The sequence below is a fragment of the Algoriphagus machipongonensis genome (assembly GCF_000166275.1).
Lineage (GTDB): Bacteria > Bacteroidota > Bacteroidia > Cytophagales > Cyclobacteriaceae > Algoriphagus > Algoriphagus machipongonensis.
Map to the genome: position 1 here is coordinate 2,273,899 of NZ_CM001023.1, position 12,659 is coordinate 2,286,557.

General features: G+C 38.8%; 10 protein-coding genes. 7 read left to right on the forward strand and 3 right to left on the reverse strand.

The features are described 5' to 3' along the window. Nucleotides 1–18 precede the first annotated feature (18 nt). Entirely contained in the window at nt 19–2,343 is a 2,325-nt protein-coding gene (topA, locus tag ALPR1_RS09560; RefSeq protein WP_008200254.1) for a type I DNA topoisomerase, read from the reverse strand. 155 nt (nt 2,344–2,498) lie between these two features. Between topA and ALPR1_RS09565 the strand changes: the two genes are divergently transcribed. From ALPR1_RS09565 to ALPR1_RS09575, 3 genes are all read left to right on the forward strand, one after another. Continuing rightward, entirely contained in the window at nt 2,499–2,966 is a 468-nt protein-coding gene (locus ALPR1_RS09565) for a SixA phosphatase family protein (protein ID WP_008200256.1), read from the forward strand. Nucleotides 2,967–3,293: 327 nt separating this feature from the next. Next, entirely contained in the window at nt 3,294–4,469 is a 1,176-nt protein-coding gene (locus tag ALPR1_RS09570) for a pyridoxal phosphate-dependent aminotransferase (protein WP_008200257.1), read from the forward strand. A 13-nt stretch (nt 4,470–4,482) separates the two neighbouring features. Continuing rightward, a complete protein-coding gene (locus ALPR1_RS09575; protein WP_008200260.1) occupies nt 4,483–5,625 on the forward strand; it encodes an AEC family transporter in 1,143 nt (380 codons plus the stop codon). An 86-nt stretch (nt 5,626–5,711) separates the two neighbouring features. On the opposite strand, the gene ALPR1_RS09580 is transcribed toward ALPR1_RS09575, so the two are convergent. Further along, on the reverse strand, nt 5,712–6,503 hold the full coding sequence (locus ALPR1_RS09580; protein WP_008200262.1) for a 3-keto-disaccharide hydrolase: 792 nt from the start codon (nt 6,501–6,503) through the stop codon (nt 5,712–5,714). 174 nt (nt 6,504–6,677) lie between these two features. Here ALPR1_RS09580 and ypfJ point away from each other — a divergent pair, with 174 nt between their 5' ends. Then, the gene (gene ypfJ / locus ALPR1_RS09585; protein WP_008200264.1) at nt 6,678–7,574 is read left to right on the forward strand and encodes a KPN_02809 family neutral zinc metallopeptidase; all 897 of its coding nucleotides are present in this window, start codon (nt 6,678–6,680) and stop codon (nt 7,572–7,574) included. A gap of 8 nt (nt 7,575–7,582) precedes the next feature. Here ypfJ and ALPR1_RS09590 read toward each other — a convergent pair whose 3' ends face one another. Next, complete coding sequence (locus ALPR1_RS09590; protein WP_008200266.1) at nt 7,583–8,809, reverse strand: Nramp family divalent metal transporter; 1,227 nt, start codon at nt 8,807–8,809, stop codon at nt 7,583–7,585. 86 nt (nt 8,810–8,895) lie between these two features. On the opposite strand from ALPR1_RS09590, the gene ALPR1_RS09595 reads away from it, so the two are divergent. The 3 genes from ALPR1_RS09595 (at nt 8,896) to trkA (ending at nt 12,656) form a co-directional block, all read left to right on the forward strand. Further along, nucleotides 8,896–9,906 carry an alpha/beta fold hydrolase gene (locus ALPR1_RS09595; RefSeq protein WP_008200268.1) on the forward strand — a complete coding sequence of 337 codons (1,011 nt, stop codon included), beginning with the start codon at nt 8,896–8,898 and terminating at the stop codon, nt 9,904–9,906. After that, the gene (gene rmuC, locus ALPR1_RS09600; RefSeq protein WP_008200269.1) at nt 9,896–11,140 is read left to right on the forward strand and encodes a DNA recombination protein RmuC; all 1,245 of its coding nucleotides are present in this window, start codon (nt 9,896–9,898) and stop codon (nt 11,138–11,140) included. Before ALPR1_RS09595 ends, rmuC begins: the two co-directional genes overlap by 11 nt. 169 nt (nt 11,141–11,309) lie before the next feature. Then, nucleotides 11,310–12,656 carry a Trk system potassium transporter TrkA gene (gene trkA / locus ALPR1_RS09605; protein WP_008200270.1) on the forward strand — a complete coding sequence of 449 codons (1,347 nt, stop codon included), beginning with the start codon at nt 11,310–11,312 and terminating at the stop codon, nt 12,654–12,656. Nucleotides 12,657–12,659 lie beyond the last annotated feature (3 nt).

Genomic DNA, 12,659 nt, shown 5'->3' on the forward strand with positions numbered 1-12,659 from the left:
CTGACTTGACTGATTGAATTAGCTTTTCTTTTTAGCAAATCGACCTTTCTTTTTAGGCTCAGGCTGGTTTTCTATGATATGAATTGTTTCCTCGTAAGTCAGGTCTTCAGCAACTTTATCCTTTGGGATTTTATAGTTTTTCTTACCCATCTTTATGTAAGGCCCCCATCTGCCATTCAATACCTGGATTTCAGGGTTTTCATCAAATGATTTGATATGCTTTTTGGCATCTGCTTCACGCTTGTTTTTAATGATTTCAATCGCCTCTTCCTCATTTATGCTCAATGGGTCTAGCTCTTTCCCGATTGAGAAGAAAGCACCATCATGTCTGATATAAGGACCAAACCTTCCAATGGCTGCAACCATTTTCTTATCCTCAAACATCCCCACGTCTCTAGGTAACTTAAATAGCTCTAAAGCATCTTCGAGCGTGATGTTTTCTATGAATTGCCCTTTTTTAAGGCTAGCATACTGCTTTTCTTCATCTTCACTATCTCCGATTTGAACAAGCGGACCAAATTTGCCTAATCTTGCAATCATCGGTTTCCCGCTTTCCGGATGCTTACCAAGTTCTCTGCTCGTATTGATATCCTGTCTGGAAACTTGCTCTGTTTCTTCTACATTATGATGGAAGTTGCCATAGAATGATTGAATCATATCGTGCCAATCCTGACCTCCAGTGGCGATGTCATCAAATTCCTTTTCTACTCGAGCAGTAAAACTGAAGTCAATCACATTTGGAAAATGCTCCACAAGAAAATCATTTACGACCATGGCTATATTGGTCGGGAAAAGCTTTTGCTTCTCAGCTCCTGTAATTTCTGTTTTTACTTCGTCTTTAAAATTGCAATCGGCGATAACCATTTCCACATATTTTCTAGGCGTGCCATCTCGTGATTCCTTGATGACATATTCTCTTCTCTGTATGGTAGATATAGTTGGTGCGTAAGTAGATGGACGACCGATGCCTAACTCCTCTAATTTTTTCACAAGTGAAGCTTCCGTATACCTTGGAGCCGAACGGGAGAAAGTTTCTTTCCCTTTCATCTCTTTTAGGCCTAGGCCTTGACCGATTTCCAAAGGTGGAAGAAGTGACTTATTTACATTATCCTCATCTTCTGGCTCATCATCAGTGTCTTCTAAGTATACTTTAAGAAATCCATCAAACTTGATGATCTCGCCAGTTGCCACTAGGTGTTGATCTGAATTGGAGATATCAATTGTGATTGTTGTTTTCTCTAAGGCAGCATCGGACATTTGAGAGGCGATGGCTCTCTTCCAGATTAAGTCGTATAAACGCTGCTCATTTCTATCTCCAGAAATTTCATTTACAGAAAAATCTGTTGGCCTGATGGCCTCGTGAGCTTCCTGAGCTCCTTCAGATTTTGTTGAATATTTTCTAGCCTTATGGTATTGATCTCCATAAGAATTATTAATGGCGTTTTTAGCAGAATTCATTGCGTCTTCCGAAAGGTTGACGCTATCAGTACGCATGTAGGTAATCTTACCTGCTTCATAAAGCTTCTGTGCTACCGACATGGTTTGTGCAACCGAAAAGTAAAGCTTTCTACTTGCTTCCTGCTGTAGGGTAGAAGTGGTGAATGGAGCAGCTGGAGATTTTTTACCAGGTTTTTTCTCTAGGTTACCAACTGAAAATTCAGCATTCAGGCAAGATTTTAGGAATTGTTCAGCTTCCTCTTTCGTTTCAAAACGCTTGGGATGCTCTCCTTTAAATACTTTTCCTTCTACTTCAAATAGCGCAGTAATTCTAAAGCTGGACTTAGCCTTAAACTGCTCGATTTCTCTTTCTCTATCTACAATAAGACGAACAGCCACTGACTGAACTCTACCGGCTGATAAACCAGTTTTAATTTTTTTCCAAAGGATTGGAGAAAGTTCAAAACCTACCAATCGATCAAGGATACGTCTCGCTTGCTGTGCATTGACCAAGTCATAGTCAATACCACGAGGGTTTTCTATGGCTTTGGAAATTGCATTTTTGGTGATTTCTCTGAAGACAATTCGCTTAGTTTGCTCTTCCTTAAGCTTTAAAACCTCTTTTAAATGCCAGGAAATGGCTTCTCCTTCGCGGTCATCATCACTGGCTAGGAAGATCATTTCTGAATCCTTCACCATTGCCTTCAGGTTTTTGATTACATCCTTTTTATCGGCAGTAACCTCATAGGTAGGTTCAAACCTATTTTTAATATCAATTGCTTTATCTCCTTTAGGGAGATCTCTCACATGGCCGTAGCTTGAAACAACCTTATAATCACTACCAAGGTAACCTTCAATGGTTTTTGCTTTGGCAGGGGACTCGACAATAACAAGGTTTTTCGACATAAAAAGCTGTTTGTTTTTGGGCTAAAACGCCCGATTTGGATTGCTAAAAATAGAGGGCTTAGTTTTTTAATCAAAATAAATAAAAATTCTATCCTTCTATTTGGTGAGATTTTTGCGAAATATTACTTCTATTTAAGGTTCCTAAATCAATCACAATGAAGCAATTATTTTTATTAAGACATGGAGAAGCAGGTTTTTCAGATGGAACAGATTTCCAAAGGCAATTGACGCAAAGAGGGATCGAAAGGTTGCATAGGATGGGGGTTGAGCTTAAAAGTAGGTCTTTGGGAGTAGATATTATGTACTGTTCCACTGCTGAAAGGACTATGGAAACCGCAAAAATTATGGAGTCCTACTTAGCAATAGGAGAGGAAATTTTTTTAAAGGAAATCTATGAAGGGAATTTAGGGGCTTTGATCAATTTGATTGAAAATATTCCTTCTACTCATAATTCTTGCCTAATCGTAGGGCATAATCCTATTATCAGTCTTTTGGTTTCACATATTTCTGGAGAAAGTTATTTGAATATGCAGCCAGGAATGATGGTATGCCTGGATCTTGAAATCAATGAATGGCAAATGGTGGGGTTAAATACGGGCATTCTAAAAGAAGTTTTTCAATAATAATTTTTTTAAGGGTTAAAAAAGACCCTAAAAATAATTTTTAAACAAAAATCCTTTTGTTAATGGTTTATTTTTAAACCTAATTTCTATACCTTAACAGAAAAATAGATTTAATCAGTTAAAAATTGACCCAGTGTTAATTGAATTGATGAAAATTTGTTGTTTTTAATAGTAAACCCACCCCAACCGGAATTTTTTCGGATAAAATAACCCATTCAAAGGCTTTAGATGCCTTAAGTTTAATCGTATGAATTTCCCAGGTTGGGTTGCATACGGTATTGTTATTAAGAAACCCTTTTAGAAATATATACCCTAACCATTGAAAACATGATCAAGTCAATGAACAGAAGAGATTGGATGAAAACGAGTTTGCTGTCTGCGGGAGCGTTGGTGGCATCTCCATCATTTGCTTTACCAAAGAAAGCAGCCTCGGGAGCTTTTCATTATGCACCTGAAAGTATTTTGGGTGAATATCTGCCTGATTTCCCGATTTCAGAACCAAAAATGTTGGCAAAATTGAATGCCAATGAAAACCCATATGGTCCAGCACCAGAAGTGGTCAAAGCTATTGCAAATACAGCTGGTATAGGAAACCGATATGGTCATGGAGAGGCAAAAGTTTTAATAGATATGATTGCTGAGAAAGAAGGAGTTTCTCCAGATCATATTATGCTAGGTCCTGGTTCTACTGATTTGTTGGAGAAAGTAGCTATTACAAGATTCAAAGATGGGGGGAATGTTATTTCTGCAGATCCTTCTTACATGTCTTTGATCAATACCGCTCAATCCATGGGAGGTTCATGGAAGCCTGTTCCATTAGCCTCGGATTATGGACATGACTTAGATGCTATGGAAAAAGCAATAGATGCAGAGACCAAACTTATCTACGTATGTAATCCAAATAATCCAACTGGTTCTATTACGGACTCGGAAAAGCTAAAAGCATTTTGTTCTAAAGTATCTGAGAAAACGCCTGTTTTTGTAGATGAAGCTTACCTGGAGTTTTTAGAAAATCCGGAATCAAAATCCATGGTAGGATTAGTTGCTGAAGGAAAAGACGTCATTGTTGCCAGAACATTCAGTAAGATTCATGGAATGGCTGGTTTGCGAATTGGCTATATGGTAGCTACACCAGAAAGAATTGAGAGCGTGACCCAATATGTAAGAAGTACCATGGGCCTTTGTGTGACTTCTTTGAATGGAGCAATTGCTAGTATGAAACAAAACAAGTTCTTGACAGAATGCCGTGGGTATAATTCTGAATGTAGACACTTCACCCATGATGCAATAACCTCATTGGGTTATGATATTATTCCTTCTCATACCAGTTTTATGATTTTCCCTATCGCTATGGATGGAAAAGAGTTTATGAAAGGGATGTATGATTCAGGAGTTGGTATCAGAGTATTCAACATTAATGATAAAGACTGGTGTAGAGTAAGTATGGGAACGAAAAGCGAGATGGAAATTTTCGTAGAGACATTCAAGAAAGTGACTGCCTAATAATACTTAATTTATGTCATTAGCCTTACAAAAAACATGTTCTCTGCTATTACTGATCTTAATTGGGTATTTGCTCAAAAATAGGTTGGTAAAAGATGACCATAAAAAAGGCCTAAAAACGATTATTCTAGATTTGGCTTTGCCTGCAATGATTTTTGTAGCTCTGCTCAAAATTGACATCGATACCGAATTGATGTTTCTTCCCCTGTTGATTTTGGCTTGGAATGCCATGATGCTGATCAGCAGTAAAATGGTACTGCCTTTACTAGGTTTCAAGAAAGATTCAGCGGAAACGCGAACCTGGTTGTTAATGATTCCTTCTTTAGCACCCGGGTTATCCTGTTTTCCATTTCTATTGGAATACCTTGGCGAAGATGCCCTTGCTTGGGGTGCTTTGGCAGATATAGGAAATAAAGTTTATGTACTAATTTTCTCTTATCTGTTTGCTATGAGTATGTATTATAAAAACTTTGGTTTAGGTAGTCGGTCCAATGGACAGAAAGTCAAGGAGCTTGTGATCTCTATGTTTAAAGAACCTATAAACATGGTGATAATTGTCGCATTGATCATTCTAGCTATGGGCTACAGATTAGAAAACCTTCCTGGTTTTATCGGAGAGTCGGTTTTGATGCTAAAGGACATTATGACGCCTTTAGTGCTCTTATTCATAGGTGTTTCAGTCATATTGAAAAGAGAGCAGATTCAAAAGATTGCTTCAGTACTAATCTTGAGAGCGGGATTCAGTTTTATCATCTCTGGGATTTTCATCTCTTTGGTAGACCTGCCTAGTGAAGCAGCAATCTTACTCGCGGTGGTTTTTCCATTGTCAGCCTGTTCCTTTTGGCCTTTTGCTCATATGTCTGCGGTACGACAATTAGAAAGGGATAAAGAAGTGACAGTGGAGGAGGGGACTTTTAACTTGGAGTTAGGGATTAATATCCTAGCCGTATCTCTGCCCTTGAGTACTGTGCTGATTTTGGGAGTTTTTAGTTCAGGAAGCTATTTCACATTCCCAAGCCATTTATTCGCGATCGGCGGAGTTTTAGTGGCTTTGCCAGTAATTCCTCGATTGTTGATTTGGGTAAGAAATCTAGAGTTTTCAATTCCTTTTATAAATGAAAAAGAATTAAAAGATAGTTCTGCAGAAAGCAGATAAATAAAATGGGTTTGATGCAGTTTAAAATGCAGAAAAGCCTCGGGCATTCGTCCGAGGCTTTCTTTTTCCTTTCTAATTTCCTCTTTTTAGAAATCAGTACTTTTTCCGTCCAGATTCAATTTTTTGATCCAGATATTTCTATAAAAAACATCATGGCCTTCAGCTTGAAGCTTTAAACCTCCAGGGGTATCGGTGATTCCTTTTCCTCCATCATTTCCACCATCTAAACCGGAGTTTGGACCTCCCCAGACTTGTTGGATGGGTTGATCTTCATGAATCTTAACTCCGTTAAAGTAAATTGTTACTCGCGCTTTTTCAGTTAAAACTCCATTTTCAAACCTTGCTGCTTTGAAGGTAATATCATATGCATTCCACTTTCCTGTACCATTGTATGCATCGGAAGTTGGTATCTGCTCGTTGATGATTGCCGCCATGCCATGATCCGTGTTATCTCCATCCAAAATCTGGATTTCGTATCGGTTTTGTAAGTAAACTCCGCTATTCCCTCCCGGGTCTTTGACAAAGAATTCGACATGGGCTCTGAAGTCTTCGTATTTTTGTTTTGTCACAATATCTGCGGCTCCGTATTTACCTCCTGCTCCTGCAGGGTCATTGCTGCTGATGACAGATTCTCCGCTGATGGGGTCTTTTGCTGTTGGCCACTTAATAGGCATGGTGCTGGAGAACCTCGGTCCTTCCCAATACTCCCAGTTTTTATGAAGCATTTTCTCAGAGCCATCCATTAAAAGCTTTGCACCTTTTATCGGTTCCACACCAACACCTGTTTGGGAAAGGGCTGGAAAAGCAAAAATTAAAGCAAGAAAAGGTAAAACGAAAAACCTCTTGGAGGTAGTGATTATGGGACTTTTTAGATTCATGGGTTCAAGATTTTTATTCAAATTAATTAGATCGATTGACTAGTGATTTTGGAAATTAGTTAATTTTAATTGATCAATTTTAACTCCAATTGAATATCCTTTCCAATTTATTTTTAGAGGATTGGTATTTATGCAGTTTGAATTTGCTACTATCAACTAACAAAAAATATCATTATGAAATGGCAAGGGAAAAGACAAAGCTCCAATATTGATGACAGAAGGGGGAAAAGAAGTTCAGGAATGGGAGGTGGAGGATTTAATCCCTTGCTGATTGGTCCTTTGCTAAAAATCCTATTTTCCAAGACCGGGTTGATCATCGTTGGAATTGTTGTGGTTTTTTCTGTGGTGACTGGTACTAACCCGCTTTCCTTTATTGGAGGAATGATGGGGGGGGGCCAAGGCTTTACCACCGAAACCAATTATACGCCAACAGCTGAAGAGGATAGGTTAGCTGAATTTTGTGCTACCATTCTTGCTGATACCGAAGAGGTTTGGAATCAGCAAATGGAGAATTACCGTAACCCTACCTTGGTTTTATTTACAAATTCTGTCAACTCTTCCTGTGGAACGGCTTCTTCGGCTACAGGTCCTTTTTATTGTCCTGCAGATGAAAAGTTATATATAGACCTAAGTTTTTTTGAAGATATGGAGCGTCAATTAAATGCCCCTGGAGATTTTGCTCAAGCTTATGTGATTGCTCATGAAGTAGGGCATCATATTCAGAATATCATGGGGATTACTGATGAAGTTCAAAAGTTAAGAGGGCAATTGAGCGAAAAGGACTATAACCAATATTCCGTAAAACTTGAATTACAGGCTGATTTCCTAGCAGGTGTCTGGGCAAACCACAGTCAGAAATCAAATGGATGGCTGGAGCGAGGTGATTTGGAAGAAGCTTTAAATGCAGCGAATGCCATTGGTGATGATAGACTTCAAAAACAAGCAGGTGGTAGAGTCGTGCCTGATTCATTTACGCATGGAACATCAGCTCAACGCATGAAATGGTTTAGAAGAGGTTTTGAGACTGGAGATTTAAGTCAAGGAGATACATTTGGTGCTGAAAATTTATAAAATTGCTTTTACCAAATCCCAAAAACAGCTCCTATACTTTTTAAACCCAGCGTTAATGTGATCAACCATATTGCCAGGTAAAATATATTTTGGAGAGTGCTTGAGTGGAACTTACCCATAATTTTTTCCTGTGCTCCAATCCAGATAATCCAAGCAGAAATCAAGGGAAGTAAAATTCCATTTGCTAGTTGAGCGAGTGTAATTAGTTGAACCGGCTTGATACCAAAAGAAGCGAATACAAGTCCAAGTAAAAGTACTAACCCAATTGACTTTCGCATGGCAGGTGACTGAAGATCTTGATCCCAACCCATAATCCCGCAAATCACCAAACCAGCGGCTAGCGGTGCAGTGATGGAAGAGGTGAGGCCTGCAGCCAAAAAACCTATTCCCATTAAGTATTTTGCTAAAGAACCAAAAATAGGCTCTAATCCTTTCGAGACATCTAAGACATTGTTTACCACTTCACTTGTATTAGCGGCACCGACCATCAGGATAGCCATGGATACCAAACCTCCAAGGATCACTGATAGACCTATATCTTTTCGCATCCAGGAGATATCTCGGGTGCTTTTCCATTTTTTATTGGCTAGGCTGGCATACAAAAACAAGTTGTAAGGAACCACCGTTGTTCCTATAAGGGATACGATAGTTAAAAATTCTGCTGTATTCCATTGAGGAATAAAGCCGGCAAAAACTGATTTCCATTCTGGTTTTGTTAATAAAGCGGTTATTGAAAATGCCAGCGACATGAGGATAACCATGCTCACAAGAATTTTCTCGAGGCTTTTATAGTTTCCTAAGTACAGCAGGATAAATGCAATTAAACCAATTAAGAAATTTCCAGTTTGTAAATTGAAAGGACCAAAATCTAGCGTTGGCGCCTTCCAAAAAATTTCTAAACCCAAATTAGCTCCGGTAATATTTCCTGATTCGTAGGCTGCATTTCCTAGAACTATGGCTAGTAAGACTAAAATCATGGAAAAAACACGGAATAAAGGATGAGATTTTCTGCCTCGAAGCAATTGGCTTAAATCTTGTCCAGTACTTATCCCTATACGGCCTGAAATTTCCTGAAGAGCCAAAGTGGCAATAATGGAAAGTCCCAGTGCCCAAAGTAAAGAGTAATCGAAATTCACTCCGGCCAACGTACATACTGTTACTGTTCCGGGACCAATAAATGCTGCTGCAATGACAGGGCCTGGGCCGAGGTTTTTAAAAAAACTTGAAATAGACAATGTTTTGGTTTTTATGCAAAATAGAGAATTAAGAGATTTTTTGTAGATTTTAAATTTAAGCAATTGAATTGCTATCTGTTAGGAATATGATTTGGATTCAAAGAATAGTTAAATTATTTGCAACATTGGTTTTGGCCTTTGTGTTTTTTTTAATGTTGCTCTATAGAAATGATATTTCTAGTGAGGAAATTGACCAAAAGTATACGACTCCGGAATCTCATTATATCGAAGTTAATGGACAAAATGTTCACGTAAGAATTATGGGTGAGGGTGATCCCATTTTTCTGGTCCATGGAAGTTTTTCATCTCTTCATACTTGGGAGAATTGGCAAAAGCTGTTGAGTCCCTATTTTATGACCATTTCGATGGATCTCCCTGGACATGGTTTAACAGGACCCGATGAGTTGCAAAGGTATTCTATTCAGGATTACAGTCACCTAGTATTGACTTTGGCAGAAAATCTTGGTTTGGAGAAGTTTCATGTGGCAGGGAATTCAATGGGAGGAGCAGTGGCGATGCAGATGGCTTCCACCAGGCCAGATAAAATTTTAAGTTTGAATTTAATAGACGCTTCTGGAGCGCCTGTCACCTCAATCAGAAAGCTTGAGGAAACTCCAGAAGATGAGCAATACGGAATGATTTTTAAGTTGACTTCCAACCCGATATTCTCGAAAGTGCTATTAAAATGTACTCCAAAATTCCTTTTTGCAATGAATGTGAAAGAGGTCTATTTTGATGAGACGAAGATTACAGAGAGTCAAATTGAACGGTATTATGAATTGATGTTGAGAGAAGGAAACCGTCAGGCAACTTTAGACCGTATTCAATTGCCGAAGGATTATAATTTTGATTTCGAAGTCTTGAAAATGCCTACTTTGATTATGTGGGGAAAAGAAGATCATTGGATCCCTGTAAAGCAAGCCTACCTCATAGAAAAAGCAATTTCCGGTTCAAACGTGGTGATTTTTGATCAGGCAGGACATGTCCCCATGGAGGAAATTCCGACTGAAACTGTCAAGGCCTATCTTTCCTTTTTAGGTATAGAAGTACGTGAGGACTACTTTAGTGAGCCAAATTACTTGACTTATGTCCACTGATTTTATTTTGATCCTTGTAATTATTGTTCAAGCGATCGCCCTTTTTCTACTGCTATTAAAGAAAAATGGCAAGGGGGAAATTGATTTGCTGAAAAATGAATTGAAGCAGTTGAGTGAGGAAATGGAGAAAGCTTTGGCTCAGGCTAGGAGAGAGTCAAACGAAAATTTAATCACCCAGTTTCGATTAGTTTTTGATAACCAACGTGCAAGCTCCAGAGATCAAAGTGAAGCATTAAAGAGATTTGGAGAGGTTTTTAGCAAGAACGTTCAGGAGTTTAATTCACTTCAAAAGGAAAAATTCGAGGATCTCAATCGAAGACAAGAGGATTTAATGAAGACCACTGAACTTCGGCTGGAGAAGATTCGGGAAACAGTTGATGAAAAACTTCAAAAGACCTTAGAGTCTAGATTGGGCCAATCTTTTGAAATGGTTAGTAATCAGTTACAGGCAGTTCAAAAGGGTTTGGGCGAAATGCAAAGTCTTGCCAATGGAGTAGGAGATCTCAAGCGAGTTTTGAGTAATGTGAAAAGTCGAGGGGTTTTAGGAGAGTATCAATTACAGGCGATTTTAGAAAATGTTCTTACTCCAGATCAATACATTCTTAATGCGGCGATAGGTAAATCAGGCCGTGAGCGTGTGGAGTTTGCAGTCAAAATGCCTGGGAATGAGCATCAGGTTTTGCTCCCCATAGATTCAAAATTTCCTCAAGAGTCCTATCTAAGACTCGTGGATGCTTATGAGCAGGTGAATAAAAGGGAGATTGAAATAGCAAGGATGGATTTAATTAAAGCTGTGAAAAAATCTGCAGCTGATATCAGAGACAAATATATTCAAGTGCCCTATTCTACTGATTTCGCTATCCTATTTTTACCGGTAGAAAGCCTTTATGCGGAAATTCTCAGAGAGCCCGGACTTTCTCAGCAAATTCAGCAAGAGTATAAAGTCTTGGTGACTGGGCCTACAACTTTAGCTGCAATTTTAAACAGCCTTCAAATGGGCTTCAGAACTTTAGCAATTCAAAAGAGAAGTTCAGAGGTATGGCAAATTTTAGGTGCCGTCAAATCAGAATTTGGCAAATTTGAAGACCTGATAGTCAAAACCCAGAAAAAGCTTGGGGAGGCAAATTCGGAGTTGGATAAACTGGTAGGTGCAAGAACGCGTGCCATCCAAAGGAAGTTAAAAGAGGTACAGGAACTCCCAGAAGCAGAAAGCACGAAGTTACTTGAGGATTAAGTTTTTCAAATTACTTCCAGAAATAGGTAAATTTCTTCTCTAATTGTTTATCAGAAAAGTATAGATTGAGTACTTTGGAAGCTTAATCGCAAAAGAAAATGCTTATTGGCTGATAGTCATGTAGAAAGGTGTTAATTTTGCAGCTGTTTAAATCACTCGAAAGACCTCTATGGGGATGAATATCGTGATTGCCGGTGCAGGAGATATGGGATATCACCTAGCCGAGCAATTAAGCTATGACAATAAGGATATTACCTTGATCGATACCGACAGGGAAGTGTTGGAATATGTGGCGTCAAAGCTAGATGTATTGACAGTTCAGGGAGACTCTACCTCCTTTGAAATACTCCAGCAAGCAAATGTTACTCGAGCGAGTATGGTTCTTGCCGTGACTACCTCTGAAAAAACCAATATTGTGACCGCAGTACTTGCGAAGCAATTAGGTGCAAAGCGTGTGATGGCCAGAGTGAGGAACCATTCTTATCTCAATGCAGAAAATGTAAACTATTTCAAAAACCTTGGAATAGATAACCTGATTTCCCCAACCATGCTATGTAGTCGGGAGATTTTCAATATGATTGAAAACTCCAGCTTTACTGAGGTTTTTGACTTCGGTGGAGGGAAATTGAATATTGTGGGTATTACCTTGGATCAGTCAAATCCATTGGTCAACCAGCGGATCATGGACACCAAAACCAATCCGATTTTTGAGGATATCCGAATAATTGCGATCCTAAGAGATCAAAAAACTATAATTCCCAGGGGTAGTACGATCGTCAGAAATAACGATCACGTTTTCTTTATTTCTACCAAGAAAAATACAGAGAGTATTATCGATGTTTTGGGACAGAAAAAAGTGGATATCAAAAACGTCATGATTATTGGCGGGGATGATATGGCTTTAACGACTGCACTTAGACTGGAAGATCATTTTAGAGTCACTTTAGTCAACCGAGATAAGGAAAGGTGCAAATGGCTAGCGGAAAATTTGAAAAATACGCTGGTGATCAATGGGGATTATAAAAACATCGAGCTTCTGATGGAGGAAGGTTTAGAGCAAATGGATGCATTTCTAGCTTTGACAGAATCTTCAGAAACAAACATTATTACCTCTCTGACAGCTAAAAACCACGGGGTTTATAAAACCATTGCCCACGTTGACACTAGAGAGTATATCCATATTTCCCATAGTATCGGGGTGGATTCATTGATTAATAAGAAGCTTGTTGCGGCAAATGAAATCTCCAGATATCTTAAAAAAGGTACAGTAGATGCCGTTTCGGGGATTTATGGAGTGGATGCAGAGTTTATCCAGTATTCCATTTGTAAAAACAATAGAGTTATAAAGAAACCATTGCGTGAGTTATATTTTCCGGATTCTGCAATCGTAGCTGGAGTAATCAGAGGTGAACAGGTGTTTATCCCTGATGGTGATTTTTTACTTCATTTAGATGATAAGGCCATCGTCTTGGCATTGCCAGAAGCAAAGGTGGCTTTGGAAAAACTTTTTCATTAATAG

Bases quoted from the DNA above. Each gene is read 5' to 3' on its own strand.
- rmuC (WP_008200269.1), top strand. From the start codon at position 9,896: ATGTCCACTGATTTTATTTTGATCCTTGTAATTATTGTTCAAGCGATC.
- trkA (WP_008200270.1), top strand. From the start codon at position 11,310: ATGGGGATGAATATCGTGATTGCCGGTGCAGGAGATATGGGATATCAC.
- ALPR1_RS09595 (WP_008200268.1), top strand. From the start codon at position 8,896: ATGATTTGGATTCAAAGAATAGTTAAATTATTTGCAACATTGGTTTTG.
- ypfJ (WP_008200264.1), top strand. From the start codon at position 6,678: ATGAAATGGCAAGGGAAAAGACAAAGCTCCAATATTGATGACAGAAGG.
- ALPR1_RS09575 (WP_008200260.1), top strand. From the start codon at position 4,483: ATGTCATTAGCCTTACAAAAAACATGTTCTCTGCTATTACTGATCTTA.
- ALPR1_RS09580 (WP_008200262.1), bottom strand. From the start codon at position 6,503: ATGAATCTAAAAAGTCCCATAATCACTACCTCCAAGAGGTTTTTCGTT.
- ALPR1_RS09570 (WP_008200257.1), top strand. From the start codon at position 3,294: ATGATCAAGTCAATGAACAGAAGAGATTGGATGAAAACGAGTTTGCTG.
- topA (WP_008200254.1), bottom strand. From the start codon at position 2,343: ATGTCGAAAAACCTTGTTATTGTCGAGTCCCCTGCCAAAGCAAAAACC.
- ALPR1_RS09565 (WP_008200256.1), top strand. From the start codon at position 2,499: ATGAAGCAATTATTTTTATTAAGACATGGAGAAGCAGGTTTTTCAGAT.